Source organism: Qipengyuania oceanensis (assembly GCF_009827535.1).
Taxonomy (GTDB): Bacteria; Pseudomonadota; Alphaproteobacteria; order Sphingomonadales; family Sphingomonadaceae; genus Qipengyuania_C; species Qipengyuania_C oceanensis.
The window spans coordinates 891732-911619 of sequence record NZ_WTYN01000001.1; the positions used below are offsets into that span (position 1 = coordinate 891732).

General features: G+C 63.1%; 14 protein-coding genes. All 14 read right to left on the reverse strand.

Annotated elements, in window-relative coordinates; all coding sequences use genetic code 11:
• Positions 1-16: 16 nt before the first annotated feature.
• The 14 genes from GRI48_RS14415 to cpaB all read right to left on the reverse strand — a co-directional run bounded on the left by GRI48_RS14415 (position 17) and on the right by cpaB (position 19879).
• Positions 17-730 carry an OmpA family protein gene (locus tag GRI48_RS14415; RefSeq protein ID WP_160671952.1) on the reverse strand — a complete coding sequence of 238 codons (714 nt, stop codon included), beginning with the start codon at positions 728-730 and terminating at the stop codon, positions 17-19.
• Positions 731-763: 33 nt separating this feature from the next.
• The gene (locus GRI48_RS04405) at positions 764-8368 is read right to left on the reverse strand and encodes a DUF5801 repeats-in-toxin domain-containing protein (protein WP_160671954.1); all 7605 of its coding nucleotides are present in this window, start codon (positions 8366-8368) and stop codon (positions 764-766) included.
• Between the two features lie 260 nt (positions 8369-8628).
• Positions 8629-9087 carry an A24 family peptidase gene (locus tag GRI48_RS04410; RefSeq protein ID WP_160671957.1) on the reverse strand — a complete coding sequence of 153 codons (459 nt, stop codon included), beginning with the start codon at positions 9085-9087 and terminating at the stop codon, positions 8629-8631.
• Positions 9084-9842 carry a hypothetical protein gene (locus GRI48_RS04415; RefSeq protein WP_160671960.1) on the reverse strand — a complete coding sequence of 253 codons (759 nt, stop codon included), beginning with the start codon at positions 9840-9842 and terminating at the stop codon, positions 9084-9086. The genes GRI48_RS04410 and GRI48_RS04415 overlap by 4 nt, the downstream gene beginning before the upstream one ends.
• Before the next feature lie 13 nt (positions 9843-9855).
• On the reverse strand, positions 9856-10815 hold the full coding sequence (locus GRI48_RS04420) for a type II secretion system F family protein (protein WP_160671963.1): 960 nt from the start codon (positions 10813-10815) through the stop codon (positions 9856-9858).
• Between the two features lies 1 nt (position 10816).
• Complete coding sequence (locus GRI48_RS04425) at positions 10817-11821, reverse strand: type II secretion system F family protein (RefSeq protein ID WP_160671966.1); 1005 nt, start codon at positions 11819-11821, stop codon at positions 10817-10819.
• 3 nt (positions 11822-11824) lie between these two features.
• On the reverse strand, positions 11825-13213 hold the full coding sequence (locus GRI48_RS04430; protein WP_419956955.1) for a TadA family conjugal transfer-associated ATPase: 1389 nt from the start codon (positions 13211-13213) through the stop codon (positions 11825-11827).
• The gene (locus tag GRI48_RS04435) at positions 13213-14421 is read right to left on the reverse strand and encodes a CpaE/TadZ family protein (RefSeq protein ID WP_160671972.1); all 1209 of its coding nucleotides are present in this window, start codon (positions 14419-14421) and stop codon (positions 13213-13215) included. The genes GRI48_RS04430 and GRI48_RS04435 overlap by 1 nt, the downstream gene beginning before the upstream one ends.
• A 4-nt stretch (positions 14422-14425) precedes the next feature.
• The gene (locus GRI48_RS04440; protein WP_160671975.1) at positions 14426-15070 is read right to left on the reverse strand and encodes a TadE/TadG family type IV pilus assembly protein; all 645 of its coding nucleotides are present in this window, start codon (positions 15068-15070) and stop codon (positions 14426-14428) included.
• Positions 15067-15588 carry a TadE/TadG family type IV pilus assembly protein gene (locus tag GRI48_RS04445; RefSeq protein WP_160671978.1) on the reverse strand — a complete coding sequence of 174 codons (522 nt, stop codon included), beginning with the start codon at positions 15586-15588 and terminating at the stop codon, positions 15067-15069. The genes GRI48_RS04440 and GRI48_RS04445 overlap by 4 nt, the downstream gene beginning before the upstream one ends.
• On the reverse strand, positions 15588-17252 hold the full coding sequence (locus GRI48_RS04450; RefSeq protein WP_160671981.1) for a pilus assembly protein TadG-related protein: 1665 nt from the start codon (positions 17250-17252) through the stop codon (positions 15588-15590). The genes GRI48_RS04445 and GRI48_RS04450 overlap by 1 nt, the downstream gene beginning before the upstream one ends.
• A gap of 42 nt (positions 17253-17294) precedes the next feature.
• Positions 17295-17582: a hypothetical protein gene (locus GRI48_RS04455; protein ID WP_160671984.1), complete on the reverse strand. Its 288-nt coding sequence runs from the start codon at positions 17580-17582 to the stop codon at positions 17295-17297.
• Positions 17572-18966: a type II and III secretion system protein family protein gene (locus GRI48_RS04460; RefSeq protein WP_160671987.1), complete on the reverse strand. Its 1395-nt coding sequence runs from the start codon at positions 18964-18966 to the stop codon at positions 17572-17574. Before GRI48_RS04460 ends, GRI48_RS04455 begins: the two co-directional genes overlap by 11 nt.
• A complete protein-coding gene (gene cpaB, locus GRI48_RS04465) occupies positions 18953-19879 on the reverse strand; it encodes a Flp pilus assembly protein CpaB (protein WP_160671990.1) in 927 nt (308 codons plus the stop codon). Before cpaB ends, GRI48_RS04460 begins: the two co-directional genes overlap by 14 nt.
• Positions 19880-19888: the final 9 nt, after the last annotated feature.

A 19888-nucleotide genomic window follows, 5' to 3' on the forward strand; every position in this document is an offset into this window, starting at 1 on the left:
TACATATTGACCCCCATTACTTCGCGGTGATTTCGACGCGGCGATTTTGCGGATTGCGCTCGCCGTCGACAGTCGGAACACGCGGTTCGCTCTCACCCTTCCAGGCGGTCGAGATGCTGGAGCGATCCACGCCCATCGACACCAGGAAATCGGCAACTGCCTGAGCGCGCGCACGCGACAGGCCCTCGTTGTAGGCATCGCTCCCGGCGCGGTCGGTGTGGCCGACGACCTGGAGCTGCGTCCAGTTGCAGGCTGCTGCCGTTTCGTTGACGAAGCTCAGGGTCTGCGATGCGGACGCCGGCACTTCGGCCCGGTCGAAATCGAAGAACACCGTTCCTGCCTGTTCGCGATCGCACATAGCGGGCGGCGGCGGGGGCGGCGGTGCCGCAACCACCGGCGGCGGCGGCATGATCGACATGCGGTTCGAGGCGAGCACGCACTTGCGAATACTGACCTCGTCGACCGTCGAGGACTTCAGGAAGCCGAGCGCGATACCGCACTGCACCTTCGCCTCGCTCGCCCACATGTAGCGATTGTCGTCGGCGGAGATGACGGTGGGATCGGTGCTGACCGCCAGAGCCGCATCGTAGCGCTGCTGAATTTCGGTCCGCAGGCTGTTCTTGTCGAGCGCCAGCAGGGCATCTGCATCGCCCTGCTGTGCCCAGGCTGCTGCCGGCATGGCTGCGACAAGCGCAACCAGGGCAACAACAGGCTTCCTCAAATCGCTCATTCGGTATTCCCCCGTGCTATCTCGAAATTAACCTTAAGCAGCCGCAGCTGCCAATGCGCTGGCATCGTCCGCCATGTCTGCAATGAGCGCCCCGTGTACCATCGGTGCGGCGTTAACCAGCCCGATGTCGAGCATCTCATGGCCCCCAAACGCGCCGTCTGCAACCTTGATCGCTACCTGGTTGGAGATGAGGTGCTCGCCGAACTGGCCGTCCGAGGCATCCGCGAAGTGGTTGACGATCGTGTCGATCGCCGCCGCATCCGCGACATCGGCCAGGGCATCTTCGACCGTTGCGATGTCCACCTGCTTGGTGCTTTCCGCATCGACCGTCTTGGTCGCTTCGGCAGCCAGCGTAAGCAGGGCGTCCATCGTCGCATCGACATTGCCGCCGGTGACGAAGCCCGCATCGGCGACCGTGCCGACCGTGCCATCGGTCATCGTGTAGCTTGCCGAGCCGAAGACCGTCACGTCCCCGTCCGCGGCGCCGTAGACGATGCCGTCGGAAACCAGGTCGATCGACGAGATCCCGGCATCGGCCAGCGTGACGAACTCGCCCGCATCAGGGTTACCGTCCAGGTTACTGTCCAGCCAAACCCCAAATTTACCATAAGCCGCGTCGGAAGCATCGAGGACGCCATCGGCATTGTCGTCGAACATCGCCGCGACTGCCTGGAGGTCCGTGAGACCGTTGCCGCCGAAGACGAATTCCGAAGCGTCGGTGACGTAACCGTCGTTGTTGGCGTCGTAAGCCAGGATGGCAGCACCGGCCGCGATCCAGGCAGTCTTCGTCTTCACACCGTCGCCGTCGTAATCGTAGGCGACATTGGCTGCCAGGCTCGAGAACAGCGGATTGTCGTTCGCGACATCCATGTCGAGGACGATCGGTGCGGTCGGGTTGACGAACAGCGTCTGGTTGAAGCTGTCTCCGTCGCCGTCGGTCACCGTGACGTTCAGGTCGAGCGTCAGCGCCTCCGAGTTGGTCGTCGTCCGGACTACACCGATGTCGATGATCTTGGCGACATCCTGGTCGTTCGTTCCATTGTTGCTCACGATCGAGTTCGACCCGGCAGCATTCAGCTGTCCATTGAAGTCCCACAGTGTCGGGATCGTCGGTCCGCTCGAGGACAGGAACTGGACACCGACGATCTCGTAATTGTCCGGAACCGCCGGAAGGTCGAGATAATCGTTGGGCTCGATGATGATCAGGCCCTCGTTGGTGCCGACTGTCGGATAGCCATCCTGGTTCGTCGTCAGGACATCGTTCGAATCCACCCTCAGCGCCCGGGTGATATAATTGGCCGGGTCGTTCGGATCAGCAAGCTTCAGGACGATGATGAAGTCTTCCTTGCCGCTGTTGAACTGGGTGAGCTTGATATAGAACCCGGTCGCACTTGCCGTCGGAGCAAGGTTCGGATTGTTGCCGGGATTGGTTGCGTAGAAGTTGAAATCGAGCGCTTCGTCGTTCTGGATTGCGTTGCCGTTCACCCCAGTCGCGACCGACGAAAGCTGCACATAGCCTTCGCTGCCGATGTATTCGCCGTTTGTGGCGAGTCCGGATTTTTGCGCGATGCCGGTAAACTGCGCGTAGAAATCGCCCGACTGGAAATCGACCACCGCGACCTCGTCCTGGCCGTTACCCGTGTAGGGATTGGTCGGCGACTGGAGATAGTTGATCGTCGTATCACCGAACACCGAGCTGATTTCGTAGCTCTCGATCGGCTGATCGAGCGTGACGATGTAGTTGCCGGTATCCGTCTCGAACGTCACCGTGCCGGTTGCCGCGACCGTGATGCCCGGCTTGTCCGGATTGGGCGCGTAGTTGAAGCTGATATTGTAAGTGATATCGTCGCCCGAAACCGTGCCCGCACTCACTGTCGGATTGAGGATATTGGCCGAGCCCACCTTGCCCGAGAAGCTGTTCAGCAGCACCTCGTTCACCGTGGTCGAAGGGCCATCCGCACCGATCTTGTAGATGAACGTTCCGGTTCCGGTCGGCGTATCGCTGTCGTCGAGCAGAGCCGCAGTCTTTGACGTGAAGGTCGGGCCATCGTCGTCGAAGTTGATCTGCTCGGAGATATCCGCAGGCGAGGACACTCGCTTGTCGCCGTCGCCGTCCGTGATCGTTGCCACCACGCCCAGCGTATTTGCGTCGAGGTCCACGGTGTCATCCGGATTGTTCGGATTGTCGTGGAACAGCGAGAGATACTGCTCGACGGTCACGACGCCGGTCGTCGCGTTGATCTGGATCGCGAAGGCGACCTGGCCGGCGTAGGTTCCGCCCTGCACCACGCCGACGACGTTCCCGTTGGCCAACTGCTGCAGGAAGATCGAGCTTCCGTCGGTCACATTGAGCCCGGAGTCCGGACCGCCTGCAAGGACCGTCAGTGCGAAGGTCACCGAAGCGGTACCATCGGCACCGCCATTGGCAGTGAAGCTCACGACCGAGGAATTGCTGGTACCGCGGCTGATATAGCCGCTTCCCGGGACGTGCGGATCGTTGCCGATCGTCAGGCCGCCGACGTCGATCGTGGGTGCCACGCTCGCGGTGGCGGTCTCGTCCAGGTCTACCGTAGCAACAGGCGAGGCATTGACCGTCACGCTCGGACCGTCATCGTCGAAGTTGATGTTTGCCGAGATGTCGACCGCTGCGCTCGTCGCCTTGTCGAGATCGCCGTCGGTCACCGTCACCGTGACGCTCACCGAACCGTCGTCGAGGTCGATCGTCTCGTCGTAGTTGTTCGGGAAGATTGGGTGCTTGAGCGAGAGATACTGCTCGACCGAGACCACGCCCGTCGCGCTGTCGATCCCGATCGCGAACGCCGCCTGGCCCGCAAACGAACCGTTGTTGACCACGCCCACGATCACGTCGCCCACCTTCTGCAGGGTGATCGTCGAACCGTCGGTCAGCGTCACATCGCTCAGCGCCGTCAGCTTGTTCACCTGCAGCGCATAGACCGGAGCCGCGCCCTGGCCGTCCGCACCGTACAGCGGGTTGTTCGCCGCAAAGCTCACGATCGCCGATCCGCTCGAGGCCTTCGAGATCGCTCCCGAGCCCGCGACATGCGGATCATCGCCCTTCGCGATACCGCCCGTGTTGAGCGCTGCGGCACCTGCACCATCGCCGCTCTCGTCCAGGTTCACCTGGGCCTGGGCATTCAGGACCACCGAGACAGACGGACCATCGTCGTCGAAGTTGATGTTTGCCGAGATGTCGACCGCTGCGCTCGTCGCCTTGTCGAGATCGCCGTCGGTCACCGTCACCGTGACGCTCACCGAACCGTCGTCGAGGTCGATCGTCTCGTCGTAGTTGTTCGGGAAGATTGGGTGCTTGAGCGAGAGATACTGCTCGACCGAGACCACGCCCGTCGCGCTGTCGATCCCGATCGCGAACGCCGCCTGGCCCGCAAACGAACCGTTGTTGACCACGCCCACGATCACGTCGCCCACCTTCTGCAGGGTGATCGTCGAACCGTCGGTCAGCGTCACATCGCTCAGCGCCGTCAGCTTGTTCACCTGCAGCGCATAGACCGGAGCCGCGCCCTGGCCGTCCGCACCGTACAGCGGGTTGTTCGCCGCAAAGCTCACGATCGCCGATCCGCTCGAGGCCTTCGAGATCGCTCCCGAGCCCGCGACATGCGGATCGTCGCCCTTCGCGATACCGCCCGTGTTGAGCGCTGCGGCACCTGCACCGTCGCCGCTCTCGTCCAGGTTCACCTGGGCCTGGGCATTCAGGACTACCGAGACAGACGGACCATCGTCCTCGAACGCGAACGCATCGGTGATGTCGAGCGTCGCGCTCGCCGTGTCGAGATCGCCGTCGGTCGCGGTCGCGGTCAGCTTGATGAGGTCGCCCACCATCTGCTCGGCACCGGCGCCGCTCTCGACCGGATCGGCCGGGTTGTCGTTGTAGATCGCACGTGCCTGCTCCAGGCTCACCGTGCCCGCGTTCGCATCGACCGTGATCGTGAACGCCACCACCGTCGGATCGCCCGACAGGTAGCCCTCGATCTCGCCGCTCGCATTGACCCGCAGCAGGATGTCGTCACCCGACAGCGTGTCGTTGAGGCCGCTGTCGGTCCCGTTGCCGCCCGTGATCGACAGCGCATAGGTCACCGCATCGGCATCGGCCACGTCGTTGTCGTCGGCATCCTTGAACCCGTCGGCACCGAAGGCAACGTCGAACAGGCCCGCAAAGCTCACCGGACCCGCCGTATCGGTGATGTCCGTGTCGTCGGTCACCAGCTGCGGCAGGCCATTGCTATCGGCAAGGGTGACGACCGGGCTGTCATCGTCGATCACGACGGTGATCGAGCCATTGGCCGTTTCGCCTTCGGCATCGCTTACGACGACGCCGATCGACAGCGACTGTTCGTCCTCGGTGTTGGCGGTCGGGTGTGCGACCGGCTGCAGCAAGGTGAAAGTGTAGGCACCCGTCGCGAGATCGGTGATGACCAGAGTGAAGACGGCTTCGCCGGTCACGGAATCCTGGCCGGTAAGCGTACGCGTCGCACCGTCCCAGACCGTTTCGATCGGATTGCCGGCAAGCGACACGAGGCCCGTGTCGGCAACCGCGGTAAGGGTGATGCCCCCGGGACCGTCGACGCCGAAGGAAAGCCCGCCGAGCGTGCCGCTCTGGACCGTGGCTTCGCCGGCCAGATCGTCCGGTCCGCCGGGCAGGCCGCCGGGCAGACCGTCTTCGTCCACCGAGAAGGAGGCCGCTGCAGGGTCGATCGACGGGCCTTCGTCCGTCAGGCGGACCTGGAAGGTCGCCGTCGCGGTATCGTCGTCACCGTCCTGGATCTGATAGGTGAAGGTCTCGACCACATCCCCATAGGGAGCGGTGATGTTCGTCGCAGACGTGTAGACGAGATTCCCGCCCACGATCGTGACCGTGCCGCCCAGGCTGCCGGTGCCGACGATGGTGATCGCCGGCGTGCCCTGACCGTCCGCGCCATACAGGTCGTTGGCAAGCAGATCTGCGACGGTACCGATGACAACGGCGGTCGCATTGTCGTCGACGCTGGCAAGCTCGCCGTCATTGGTGGCGAGCGGAACATCATCGACAATGTCGATCTGGATGCTGCCGGTGCCCAAAACGTTGCCGAGCGAATCCTCGACGCGGTAATTGAAGCTCTCGGCATTGAGGACGGTATTGGTCGTATTCTCGACCGCGTCGGTATCGGTGAACGCCGTGTCGAGCGTGTAGGTATAGGACCCGTCGGCATTGAGCGTCAGCGTACCGTAGGTGCCGTCCGCCGGGCTTTCCAGAATGTAGACGAACGGACCGGTGGCGCCGGTGACAGTGATCTGGCCGCCGGTGAAGATTTCGCTGGTGTCGCTCTGGTTGGCGGCATTGCCGTCGGCAAGCTCGCCCGTGCCGTCAGGCAGGCCGGCTTCATAGACGATCGCGCCATTGTCGGTCACTTCGGCGCCGACATTGTCGATGTTGATGGTCAGCGTCGTCGTCGAGAGGTCGCCGTCGCCATCGCGGATCGTGTAGACGAAGACGTCCTGCTGATCCGAATTGATCTGGTTGGGATTGGCTGCGTAGGTGTAGGTCCCGTCCGGGTTAAGCGTGAGCGTGCCGTACAGGCCGACGATCGGCGTTCCGACCCCGCCAGAGACCTGGGTCGTGGTGTCGCCACCAGCGGCGCGAACGCCTTCGATCGCGGAAATGCCGTCTGCACCCGCAATATCGTTGTCGAGTACGCTGACAGGGCTGCTGACGAGCGTCGCGCCTTCGGTCACCGAGCCGGTATCGGCCTGCGCCTCGGGAGCGTCGTCGATGATGGTGATGACGAGATTATCCGGGCCGTTATCGGCCGTGGAATCGCCATCGAGATCGATGATCTCGATCGGGAAGGACACGGTGGTGTTGCCGCCGTTGACGTCGTTGTCGCCGAGCGTGTTGTCCTTGAGCGTGTAGGTGTAGTCGATCGTGCCCTCGCCGGTCACAGGATCGTAGGTGACCCCCGTGATGACGAGCGTGCCGGTCGCATCGTCGACGATCGTCTGGTCGTCGGCCGAGGAAGCGGGATCGTTGTCCAGATTGACCTGGACGCCGTTGATGATGATCGCCGCGAGACCGTCGGGCGAATTGAACGTGATGGTCGAGTTGCTGATCTCGCTGTCGACCAGCTCGCTGTCGTCCGAATTGTTGTTCGGATTGCCGTCGGCACCTTCACCCGTTCCGACGGGCTCGTCGCCACGCGGCGGAAGGCCGGCTTCGTTGACCGTCGTGCCTTCACCGATTTCGGGGGGACTCACGGTGTCGAGCGCATTCTCGATCGTGATGACGAGGTTGGCGTTCGAGGTGCTGCCGTCCTGGTCGACGATGGTGTAGTTGAACGTATCCGTCACGCCGCCGGGCGTGTTGTAGTCGCGCACGTAAGTGTAGGTGCCGTCCGCGTTGAGCGTGAGGACGCCGTAAACGCCCTGGAGGCTCGATCCGGGTGCTACCGTCGAGCCGAGGGTGCCGCCGTTGTTGACCACGCGGAAGCCGGTGACGGCATCGTCGAACGTGCTGCCGTCGTCGCGCGTGCCGACCGGATAGTCATCCGCGCCGGATTCGTCGTTGGCGAGAACCGTGCCTTCGATCGGGCCGAACGTGCCCGCCGGGATCGTGTTGGCATCGGCGCGCGCGATCGGCACGTCGTCGATGATGTCGACGGTGAGGGTGGCCGTGGCTTCGTCGCCATCGGTGTCGACCACGCGCACGTCGAACGTGTCGGTGGTATCGCCGCCGAGCGTATTGTCGGTCAGCGTGTAGCTGAACCCGACTTCGCCGGTCGCCAGGTTGACGCTGGTGATGGTGAGCGTGCCGTGATCACCCTGAAAGGTCGACCCGACGCTGCCTGCGGTGATCGATACACCGTCGAGGAACAGCGCCTGCAAGCCGTCGGGCGCAGCGAACACGATCGTGCCGGCAGTGGTTTCGGAACTCGTCGGCTCCTGCGTACCCTGCGGCTCGACCGGCGTGTTGCGCACAGGAAGGCCGTTCTCGTTCACGGTCGCGATCGCATTGGTCGCACCGGCCGGATTGTTCGGCGTCTGGATGACGACTTCCGGATCCTCGTCCGGAAGGTAAGGGATGATTTCTTCGTCCTGCTGCTCGGGGAAGGCGAGTTCGGTGTAGGGAAGAAGGTTGCCGAGGTCGAAGGCCGGCTGGATATCGCCCGGATCGACAGCAAAGTTGTTGCCCGAGCTCTGGACCGTGGCGCCAGGCTGCGGACCCGCGTCCGGCGTCGCGCCGACCAGCAGGGCCGCGAGGTTCATCGGGGGCACCGCGACACCGTCGACGATGATCAACGGAACGTCGATGGCGCCGCCGGGAATGACGTAGACGACCCCGTCGGCACCTTCGATCACCAGATCGCGGCCAACTGCACGAATGCTGTCGAGCGAAGCGTCGGCGGGCAGCACGACGACGTTGTCGGCTCCGGCCTGAAGCGTCACGACATTCGCGCCTTGCAAGGCTGCGCGTGCGCTGCCGGCGTTACCGGTGCTGTTCGCGTCCTGCTCGAAGTTCTCGTTCGTGCCTTCGTAGTCCATCTCGAACTCTTCCCATCGTTCGGCTGCGAAATCCGCAGCGGTCTGCGAGCGCCAGCTATCACGATCGGGCGAGGCACGATGCCACACCCTGAAGTGACCTTACTGATAGCGGCGACCGTTTTTCTGGAGCAGTTTTCGACTCTGTCGCGACTCGACAGGGTCCCGCCCCCATTGCTCACTTAGAAAAACAGGGAATCCCTCTAGTTACAAGGTCGTTAACTATAAACGGTTACCTGAACGGCGGGGGCCGAGAGCGTAAAATCGCCGCAAAGGCCTTGTTTTCGTTGGATAGTCGAAAATGGCAACGTTTCCAAGGAGTTCGGGAAGTGTCCCGATTCCGGACGGCGTTAATAGCCGATCAGCGTGATGGCGAGCCCGGCAGCGATCGCGACGCCATAGGGGAGTTGCATCTTGCGCAGCTCGGAAACGGAGAAATTGGCTCGGCTCACGAACCGCCGACCGATCACCATGACGATCATCAGGACGAAGCCAGATAGTGCCGTCGCGGCGAGCATCGGAAGCGCCTGCGACATCTGGAGCGAGAGCGCGCCCGCGGTGTAGAACTTGGCATCTCCGCCGCCGATCGCACCCAGCGCGAAAAGCCCCATGCCCACCAGCAATGCCGCAAGGCCATGCAGGCCGGCCCAGGCGAGACCCTGGATGCCGAACATCGAAAAGGAATATGCGGCCGCCACGAGGGCAAGCACGAGGCACAGCCAGTTGGGAATTTGCCGCCTGGCAATGTCCCAGGCCGCGCCGCCGGCCGCGATCACGAGGATCGCGACCAGCAAGACTTGTTCGATCATGCGCCGATGCGGACCCTGACCGGGTACTGGCGCTGGGCCGGTGCCGCGGGCTGACCGCCCGGCTTGCGCGCGAAATCGATCGTCAGCGGATAGCTCTTGGCTTCGGCTGCCTCGGCGGCTTCATCGGGCGGCAGCGCCCCAGCTTCCTTCTCGGCTAACCTCGCCACCTCCGGCTTCTTGGCGGTGTGCATGGCCAGAACTTCCATCTTCGGCGCGACGCCCTGGGGCATGGCCTGCGTGTTGATCTGGACCTGGCCGCGCGAAACCCGCTCGATCCTGCCGGGCTCGACACGCCGGGCGAGAGCCGCCTGCCGGTCCGCCTCTGCGCGCTGGGCGAGCATCGCAGCTTCCTCGTTGCGCCGGAGCATCATGCTGTGGTCGCGTTGAAGGCGAACCATGTTCGCAGCGAACCTTGCTTCTTCCGGCCTGAGCGCGAGGGCCATCCGGAAATACCGGTCGGCGAGATCGTGCCGGCCGAGCTTGGCATAAGCGACCCCCAGCGCATTGCTGGCTTCGGCCATGCTCTCCGGATCGCGCTGCGCCACGCGCAAGAGCTCGACAGCCTGCGCGATGCGACCTGCCTGAAGCAGCTGCCGCCCCTGCTCGAGCGCCGGATTGACGGTAGCTTCTGCGCCGGCCACACGCGCTTCGCTGGCGCTGTCGACGTGAGCCGTTCGCGACCCGAACAATGCCTGGCAACCAGACAGCGAAACACCGACAGTTACGGCCAGCGCTATGGTGGATGTGGATTTCATTTTAGCCCCCTCCTCATAAAGCAGGTATCAGAACGCGCACGGCCCTTACGACCGCAGGCAACATCAGTACGCCGATCATCGTCGGCAGCATGCAGACCACCAGCGGGATCGAGATGAGCACCGGCAGGCGATGCGCCTTTTCCTCGGCACGCATGCGACGCTTCTCGCGCATTTCGGCGGAATAGACCCGCAGGGTCTGGGCAACGCTCGTCCCCAGCCTGTCAGACTGGATCAGCAGGGTCGCAAAGCTCTTGATCTCGTCCACGCCACTGTCCTGCCCCATCATGCGCAAGGCTTCCTCGCGTGGGACGCCGGCGCGCATTTGCAGCGTGGCCTGCGAGATGAGACCAGCAACCAGCGGGTGCGAATGGACCATTTCCCGGCCCACGCGATCCAACGCGGATTCGAGCCCGAGACCGGCTTCGACGCAGACCAGTAGCAGGTCGAGGCAGTCCGGGAAGCCGTTGACGATCTCCTCGCGCCGGCGGTCTGCCCGTGCGGTGACCAGCAGCGCCGGCAGGAAATAGCCGGCGAGCGCCAGGACGGATCCGAGGAGGTAGATCTTGATGAATGTGAGCTCGGTGTTCGTCAGCCAGGCGAAAAGGAAGAAGATCGCCGGCAGGACGATGACGCCGATCAGGCGAGAAAGCGTGTAGATGCGCGGCGCCGTCGGCGAGGTGAAGCCGGCCGCGACCAGCTTGTCGCGGACCTTGTCGCCCTTGGTATCGGTCAGGTTGAGGCCCGATTTCTCGATCTTATCGGCGAGGGCCGACCAGGCGGTTTCCTTCTTCTGCGTCAGCTGGTCGCGCTGGACCGCGGCGCCTGCGGAAGACAGGTCGCGCAGCTCGGAGCGGATGAGCATGCGGCTGTTGTAGCGCGTGATACCAAGCGCAGCGACACCCATGACCGTCGCGAACACCAGCGCCAGTAGCGCGAAGCGGGCAAGGTCGTTGTTGGCGAAGAAATCCAGCATTTCAGACCTTCAGATCGATCAGTCGGCGGATCATGTAGATCCCGAACAGGTACCACGCGATCAGGATCGGGAAACCGATGTAGAAGATCGGGTCGAGCGCGACCTCCAGGTAGAACTTGGCGTTCAGCAGGAAGAGCGCGACGAACAGCAGGATCGGCAGCAGGCCGAGAACCCAGCCCGTCATCCTGCCTTCCGAACTGAGGGCCCGGACCTTCATGTAGAGGCTGGCGCGTTCGCGGATGACATCGGAAAGGTTCTCGAGAATTTCAGCGAGGTTGCCGCCGGTCTCGTTCTGGAGGGACAGGGAGACGACGAACATGCGGATGTCGTCCATGTCCCATCTTTCCGCCATCGAATCGAGTGCCGAGGTCAGGTCCGCGCCATACGAGACTTCGTCGGCCACCAGGCCGAACTGCGAGCCGATCGGGTCTTCCATTTCCTCGGTCAGCAATTCGATTGCCGAGGCGACCGGATGGCCCGACCGAAGCGCGCGCACGAAGATGTCGAGCGCCACCGGGAACTGTTCCTGCATACGCTTGCGGCGCCGTGTTCCGAGATAACTCAGCACGGCGAGCGGCAGGGCGATCGAGATGGCCGCGGCCACCGCGAGGATCAGCTGTATTACGCCGAAGGTCAGCGGGAAATTGGAAAGGCTGGCAAAGAAGGCGATCGCGATCGCGAGCACGAAGAAGATGCCCGCCATGGCTATCATGACCTGGCCCGGACCGAACGGCACGTCCGCCATCATCAGGTTGCGCCGGAACGACCGGTTCCAGTTGGCGATCATGCCGGAGCCCTGCACGTCGCGGACAGGATCGTTGCGGCGGAATTCGGCGATCACGTCCTCGCGCTGCGTACCCTGCCGGATCATGCGCAGGCGCTTGTTGATCGCGGTCAGATGCACCGTCTTGTCGGCCGTCACCCGCAGCAGAACCTGCAGCAGCAGGAACACCGCGAGGAACACGGCAATGAGCAGGAAGAACCGGACGAGATCGTTGTCGAGCATCGGCTAGCCCAGGCTGATCTGCGGCCGGAAGATATCGCCGGGAAGCTCGATCCCGTGATCGGCAGCGGTCGTCAGGAACTTCGGCCTGATGCCGGTCGCCTCGTGCTGGCCGAGAACTTCCCCGTTTTCTCCCCTGCCCGTCATGCGGAAGCGGAAGATCTCCTGCATCGAGACCGTCCCGCCTTCCATGCCGGTGAGCTCGGACAGGCTGGTCATCTTGCGGCGACCGTCGGCAAGGCGCGACACCTGGATCACGACATTCACTGCCGAGGCGATCTGCGCGCGCGAGGATTCCGACGAGATGTCGATTCCGCTCATCCCGATCATCTGCTCGACGCGCGAAAGGGAGTCGCGCGGCGAGTTGGCGTGGACGGTCGTCATCGAACCATCGTGGCCGGTGTTCATCGCCTGCAGCATGTCGAATGCCTCCCCGGCGCGAACCTCGCCGACGATGATCCGGTCGGGCCGCATGCGCAGCGCGTTCTTGACCAAGTCGCGCTGGGTGACTTCGCCCTTGCCCTCGATATTGGCGGGGCGGGTTTCGAGCCGCGCGACATGTTCCTGCTGGAGTTGAAGTTCCGCGGAATCCTCGATCGTGACGATGCGCTCGCGGTGATCGATGAAGGACGACAGCGCGTTGAGCATGGTCGTCTTGCCCGAGCCGGTGCCTCCGGAAATCAGCACATTGCGGCGCGACTGGACGACTGCGCCCAGTACATCGGCGACGATCGACGGCATGCTGCCGAGCTCGACGAGCTTGGCCATGCTGATCGGCTTCTTGGAGAACTTGCGGATCGAGAGCAGCGATCCGTCGATGGCCAGCGGCGCGACAATCGCGTTAACACGCGACCCGTCGGCAAGACGCGCATCGACGAAAGGCGAGGACTCGTCGATCCGTCGGCCGACCGCGCTGACGATCTTCTGTATGATGCGGAGCAGATGCTTCTCGTTCTGGAACTGGGTTCCCACGCGCTCGAGAATGCCGTTGCGCTCGACGAACACCATCTGGTGCCCGTTGACGAGCACGTCGTTGATCGAATCGTCCTTGAGCAGCGGCTCGAGCGGACCGAGGCCGAGGAGCTCGTCGAGCACCTCGACGACGAGCTGTTCGCGCTCGCGTGCATTGAGGGCGGCGTCTTCCTCGACCAGGATCTCGGCGACCAGGTCGCCGACTTCGGCGCGGATCTGCTCGGGCGACAGCTTGTCGAGTACCGAGAGGTTGATGCGATCGATCAGCTTGCGATGGACCGCGACCTTGAGATCGAGCAGGCGTCTCGCCTGGGTGCTCAGCTGCTCATGGGCGCTGATCGAAGGCTCGACTGCGGCAACCTCGGTGGAGGTGGCTTCGGGTTCTTCCGTATGCTCTTCGGCGCGTTTCTTGACTTGCCAGATCATGCGAGTTTCTCCTGCCTGCTGCGGTCGGCAACCAGGTTTGCCAGTTTCACGATATCGCTGGCAAAACGGCTCTTGCGCTGGATCTGCCGGACGAAGCTGCCCTGATCCTGCGCGGTTGCCAGCAAGTCGGAATCCTTGGTGATTCCGACGAGAACATCCTGTTTCAGCGTCTTGGCGACATCATCGAGGCTGATGGCGCGGAATAGTTTCTTCTCGACCTGGTTCACGACGATCGAGATCCGCTTGGACTCGACGCCGAACGAACGGAACAGCTCGATCCGGCGCTTCGCCTGTTTCAGGCTCGCAATATTGAGTTCGACGACCATCAGGATCTGGTCCGCGGCCAGCACCGTCGAGAGGTTCCAGCTGGTCCAGTTCGAGGGCATGTCGAGCACGACGTAGTCGTATTCCGACTTCGCGATGTCGATGACCTTGAGCAGGTAATCGGTCTCGATGGTTTCCAGCGGCACGATCTCGTCGGGTGCTGCGATCACACTCAGGTGGCTGCTGTGCTCGACGGCTACCGCCCGCAGGAAGGAGCCGTCGGTCCGGTCGCCCGCGACGAGCAGATCGTGCAGATTGCGGCGCGGGGTGAGCCCGATTGCCGATGCCGCCGCGCCATACTGGACGTCTAGATCGATGAGGCAGGCGCCGCGTGTCGCACCCTCTTCGCGGCCCAGCTCGTCTGCCAGGTGGGTGGCGATCGTGGTTGCCCCGCTACCGCCGACAGCGCGCACGACCGCGATGACCGGGGCGATCTTGCCGGGAATGGTGACCGAGCGGGCCTCGTTCTCGGCCGCCGAGATCGATGCCTGGAGAATTTCGTCGGGATCGAAGGGCAGCGCGACGACGTCTGCGACGCCCTGCTTGATGAGCGTGCGCACCAGCGCGACGCTGGCATTCGGAAGCGCCGCGATGCGAGGCAGGCGCGGCGCTGCTGCGCGCACGGCATCGAGCCGGTCGAGCGATGCCGGGACCGACGGATCGACCTCGATGACGAGGCAGCTGGCGGTCTCGATAACCTGCGCTGGAATGCTCTCGTCGAGTTCGAGCGGCACGAGCGTGATCTCAGCGACTTCTTGCGAGCCGAGCGTTTCGCGCAGGTCCGCAATGTGCGCGGGCGTACCCGCGATCGTCAGGCGCGCAGGAAAACGGGCGTTCGATCCGCGCTCTGTTTCGATTGGATACTGCTGATCGCCCATCATGTCCTCAGTTCGAATAATCCCCGTCGCCGTCTTCCAACGTCAACGAATAGCTGCTTTCGGGAATGCCGATCGTGCCCCCGAACAGGTAGAAAGTCAGAGGCTGAAACTCCATGTCGCGCAAGCTTACAGTGGTAAGGGGTGCCACATCGGGACCGAATGGATCTCCGGAATAGCCGAGGCCCGACCACGCATATTCGACGACCACGTTGTCGGAATCGATGGCCGGATAGATGTTGCGCATCCGGGCGATCAGCCGGTCCCAGGCATCCTGGGCGGTCGCATCTACGGCGACTTCGAAGTTGCAGGTACCTCCAGCTGCACATTCGCACTCCGCAATGCCGTCTTCCGATGTGCAGATGACACCCGGGAACAGGGTGTCGTCGACCGGCTCGCCCTGCGTCACCTCTCCCGTCTCGGCAAAACTGTAATTCTTCAGACCGTCATCGGCATCGCCGCCGGGAATGAGGTCCGTCACAACCGCCCAGCGGGCACCGGTTTGCGTCGCCTTGGCAGCGCGATTGAACTCCCAAGCGTATCGGCCGGCATCGATCGTGCCGAGCAGGAAAATCAGGAAAACCGGCAGGATGAGCGCGAATTCCGCCGCACTGGCTGCGCGCCGGTCATCAAGGATGGAGCGGAGAAATCTCATATCCCCATCACCGCTGCTTGCGCTTCGGCTCTGAGCCGGATGTTGGATGTGTCGAAGCCCAGCATTCCGAACAGCGGCACATAGGCGACGTTCGCCGTGACCTGCACCCTAGGCGCACCGCCCGCCACGGACCTGTACATGCCCGTGCTGGTGGCAGAATCGCAGTTGTATTGAACGGTGACATCGCTCGCCGCCCAGCCGGGCAGATAGGGCTGCGCCGTCCCGTCGGGTCGTCCCGAACGGGTGATGTTCTGCACATCCGCGACCAGTGCGGTGTCGGAGACATCCGTTAGTGCAGGCGGCGTGGCAGCGGTCGCACAATTGTATTTGGTGAAACTCTGCCGGGCAGCAAAGCGCGCGCCGTCACGCACGCCCTTGGTGGCGAGGTGTTGGCTGTACATGTAGTAGCCGCCTTCGAACATGCCGAGCAGGATCAGGACCATCAAGGGCAGCAACAGCGCCATCTCGGCCGCCGCAGCGCCCTTTCGACAAGCGAGGAATGCCTTTTCACCCAGCATCACTGCACCAGGTAGGGTACGTCGCGCCGGATTTCCTGCGGGCCGCCGGCGCCGTTCTTCCCGCCAAGGCTCGCAGGCCCGATCACCTCGACATAGATTACGTTGTTCTCGCGGCCGTTGTCGGATTCCGACTTGTCGCTGATGCCGATCGCAACCGGTTCCACCAGGAACACGTCGACCCATTCGTCCACCTCGATTTCGGTCGATGGCGTCAATGAAGCACAGTTCTTGACGACAGCTACGGTCAGGACGCGGCGATCTATGCCGCCAACTGCTGCTGGCTGACAGACAGGCGTCGTGCGTTGCCCTGCCGCGAGATTTGCGGTGGGAACCGCACCGCCGGGTACCGTCGTGAAGCCGCCGGCTCCGTTCGGAACCTGCAATTTGCCCAACTCCCAGAGATACGTTTCGTAGCGTGTCCAGGTCGCAGGATTGGTCCCCGCACTTGCAACGGTCGTCGCAACCGATGCCAGGCTGGTGTGATATTTCTGGAAATAATCGCCGCGTGCCCAGTATCCGTTGCCATATCGCGAAGTAGGATCCTTCGCGCCGAGCCCGTTCAGTGACTTACAGGACGCGCCGTAGCTGGTGTAATGGCACAGGTCTCGGCCGAGCCCCATTGCACTCACGCCGTCGGCGTCGTGGATCGTGCCCGCAGTTTCCGTCGCGGTATTTCGCACCTTCGGGAAAAACCTGTTCGCGGGGAAGCCCCATCCGTTGTTGTTATACGTGATCTTGCAAGCATTCGCGCCGTTGAACGTGGTGTTGAAGTTGACCAGGTCCTTGGTCACGTTCGGCGCGGGCGGGCAGTCGCCGTCATAACACGGGCCAAGCGTCGTCCCGCTGCCCTTCGAAAAATCATAGATATCGAACCGCGTGTTGAGCGCGCGATAGAAGTTGGTGTCGTTTCCAGGTTCGGCCTGTGTCCCATCCAGAGGCGCGCAGTCCAGGTTGGCATCGCCGTAAGCCAGCGCGATGATCACGTCTTCCTTCGTACCGTCGCCGACCTCGAGGAAGCCGAACGCACCGGGAGCCCAGGTGCCACCACCGGTAGCCTTGATCCCCCATCCCTTCTTTACCGAAGCGTTGAAGGGCGCCAAGGGATCGGGGCTGCAGATCATCAGCGGCGGGACCTTGCAGATCGCCGATCCGAGCCCGGCCATGGCTGCCGCATTGAGTTCATCGTTCAGCGCGCCGACGATCGGAGTGAAGGCGTACCTGGCGACGCGATCGTCGACAATGACCTCGATGAAAGCGGCTTCCGCATCCGAATCGGCGAGCTCGCTCTTGTCCTTATCCGTCCAGAAGCGGACCCCGGGGGTTTCGTCGCTGCAGATGTCAGCTGCGACCGTAATGGTCGAACCGCCATTGATCTGGACTTCGCTCAACACCCCGTCATTGGCGAGCCGGCTCTGATTGTTCAGCAGCGCGATCGCCGCATTGGTGGCCCTGGCGCAGGCTCCGGTTTTCTGGTCGAGCTGCGTGACCCCGGCGAGCGCCGCCTGGTCCGCCGCATTCTGAAGTTCGCTATCCATCCCTGCGAGGCGGGCATAATCGAAGCCGATACCGGCAACCGCGATCAGCGCGAAAAGAGAAAGTGCATAGGTCGCTGCGACCGCCCCGCGGTCGTCCACCTTAAAGCAATCTGCAACTTTCCGTTTCATCGCCCTTGTCCATCTCGCTCGCTCGCAAACCCGATACCCGCGTTAACTTCCGCCTCCGCCGCTCCCGCTTGTGACCCCTTGCCTACGGGGTTCCTTCACGTTGCCCTCGCGGTAACGCTTGATAGCCGCCGAAGAGTGTTCGCCGCTGCTTTCCGGAACGAGAGTCTCATACTCGGGATCGGGATCGACCACCTGCGCCATCATCGTCTGTTTGACCGCATCGCCGAATTCGTATTGGACAAAATCGCCAGTCTTCGGATCGGTCGCGCAGGCACCTAGCATTGCGGAGGCGCCGAGAACGAAAGCAACCTTCTTCGGATCAATATTCATAATCGCCTCCAGTCGCCGGCTGTGCAGGTGCGGCCGCTGCCGATGCGCCGTCCTTCATCTCGTGGGTATTGCCCATCAGGAAGATATCGAGCTCGTTGGCTTCCTTGACGCTGTCGGTCGGCAGCCTGACCTGTTGAGGTTTGAGCGGCGCGACGAGGCGCGGCGTCACCACGATGATCAGCTCGGTTTCGCCCTTCTGGAAGCTGGTCGAACGGAACAGCGCACCGATGATCGGGAGCGATCCCAGCAACGGGACCTGGCTGACCTGCGTCGTCATGTCCTGCTGGATGAGCCCGGCGATCGCGAAACTTTCGCCATCGCGCAGTTCGATCGTCGTGCTCGCCCGACGCGTCTGCACTCCGGGAATGTTCAGGCCGCCGAGCGCGATCGAGGCATTGCTGTCGATCGAGCTCACTTCCGGCTCGACCACCAGGTTGATGGTCTTGTCGCCGAGAACTGTCGGTGTGAAACCGAGGCTTACGCCGAACGGCTTGAACTGGACCGAGATGGCATCGTTGTTGCCGTTCTGCGCCACGGGGATCGGGAACTCACCCCCGGCGAGGAACGATGCGGTTTCGCCCGACATCGCCACGAGCGTCGGATTGGCGAGCGTCTTGGCGAAGCCCTTGGCTTCGAGAGCCTCGACATATGCGTCGATGGTCAGGCCGAGCAGGCCGATGCCGGTCCGCGACGCGACGCCGAAACTGTTGCTGATCGCATCGGCATCGATAGCACCGCCGACGATTTCCGCTCCCTGGCCGCTTCCGAAACCGAAGTTGCGCCCGTTGTCTCCGAGCAGCCGGAAGCCAAGTTCCTTGCCCGCGCTCTTGTTGATCTCGGCGAACTTGACCTCGAGCATGACCTGCTGGCTGCTGCCGAGCGAGATGAGGTTGACGAGATTGTCGCCGGCGAATGTGCGCGCGAGTTGTACGGCACGATCAATCGCGCCGGCATCGGAAACGAGGCCGGTAAGGACCATCGATCCGCCGGAGATATGCGCATCGATCTGCTGGTCCGGAATGACGCGAGCCACCTGGTCCCGAAACCCGTCGGTATCCGGACCCACCGCGACGTCCATGATGGTCAGCACGCGGCCCGACGCATCGTAGAGCGTCAGGCTGGTCGTGCCGAAGGACTTGCCGAGCACGTAGATCGAACGATCGGTGACCGGCAGGATATCGGCGATATCCGCATTGCCGATCATCGCCCGCGCGATCGGACGGTCGGTGCTGACGATCTGGCTCTTGTTGAGCGGAACCTCCAGCGTGCCTGCATGGAGCGAGCTGCCGTCGACATACTGGGCAGCCGCGGGCGCAGCCCACGCGACGGGAGCGATAGTGGCCAGCAGCAGGGCTGCTGCGCGCATGGATTTAGCGGCGACCATTGCGATTCACCTCATATTGCGTGCCGGTTGTGCCCCGGAAGATTGTCATGGACGGTCCGCTGGGAACACGGACCGGATTGGCAGCGGCGGCCCCTTCACCCGAAGATGCGCGGACCGGCGCAGCGGCGACCGGCTGCGGATTGCTCGCCGGAGCAGGTCGCTCGCGCGAGGCGATGTAGAAGTTGGAACCCGGGATCTCGCGACCGGTAACGACCGGCGTGCTGCCGAAGTTCTGGTCCTCGATGTTGCGCAGCGTCAAGCTGAGTGAACCGAGCCGCGATGCGAGCAGGAGTTTCTGCGCATCGTAAGGGCTGAGAAGCACGGTTGCCGCGTTCACGACCTTGGGCTTGGTGTCCTTCTCGTTCGAACGCTGGTCGATCGCGAGGACCTGGACCGCTTCGAGAATGACCGTGTTGAACACGTCGTTTTCGCCCGAACCGGGTCCCGGCATCTGGCGGGTGAGGATGATGTCGACGACGTCACCGGGGACGACGAAGCCGCCCACGCCGGAAATCTCGTTCACGCGGAAGGTGATCGCGCGCATGTCTTCGGGGATGTTCATCGAGATCGCCGCGCGGCCATCGGTGCCGGAAACGCGTTCCGCCAGGATCGGCTCGCCGACCAGGATCGGCCGCAGCGCGACGCGGGTGCCGTTGAGAACGGTCTCGGTATTGTTGAAGGCGCCGGGCGGGACCGAGCGCGAGGGCCAGTCGACCAGCCGGATGTTGTCCTGCGTCAGCGGTGCACCGAATTCGAGCGGCTGCGTCGCGACGACCACCTTGGCGAGCGGTGTTTCCGCTGCCAGCTGTTCCTGTTGCTGTTCGACGCCCGAAAACCAGGCGTTGACGATAATTACGGCGATCAGCCCGAAAAGAGCTGCAGCCGCCAGGATAATTATATTGCGTCTGTTCACGAAACCCCC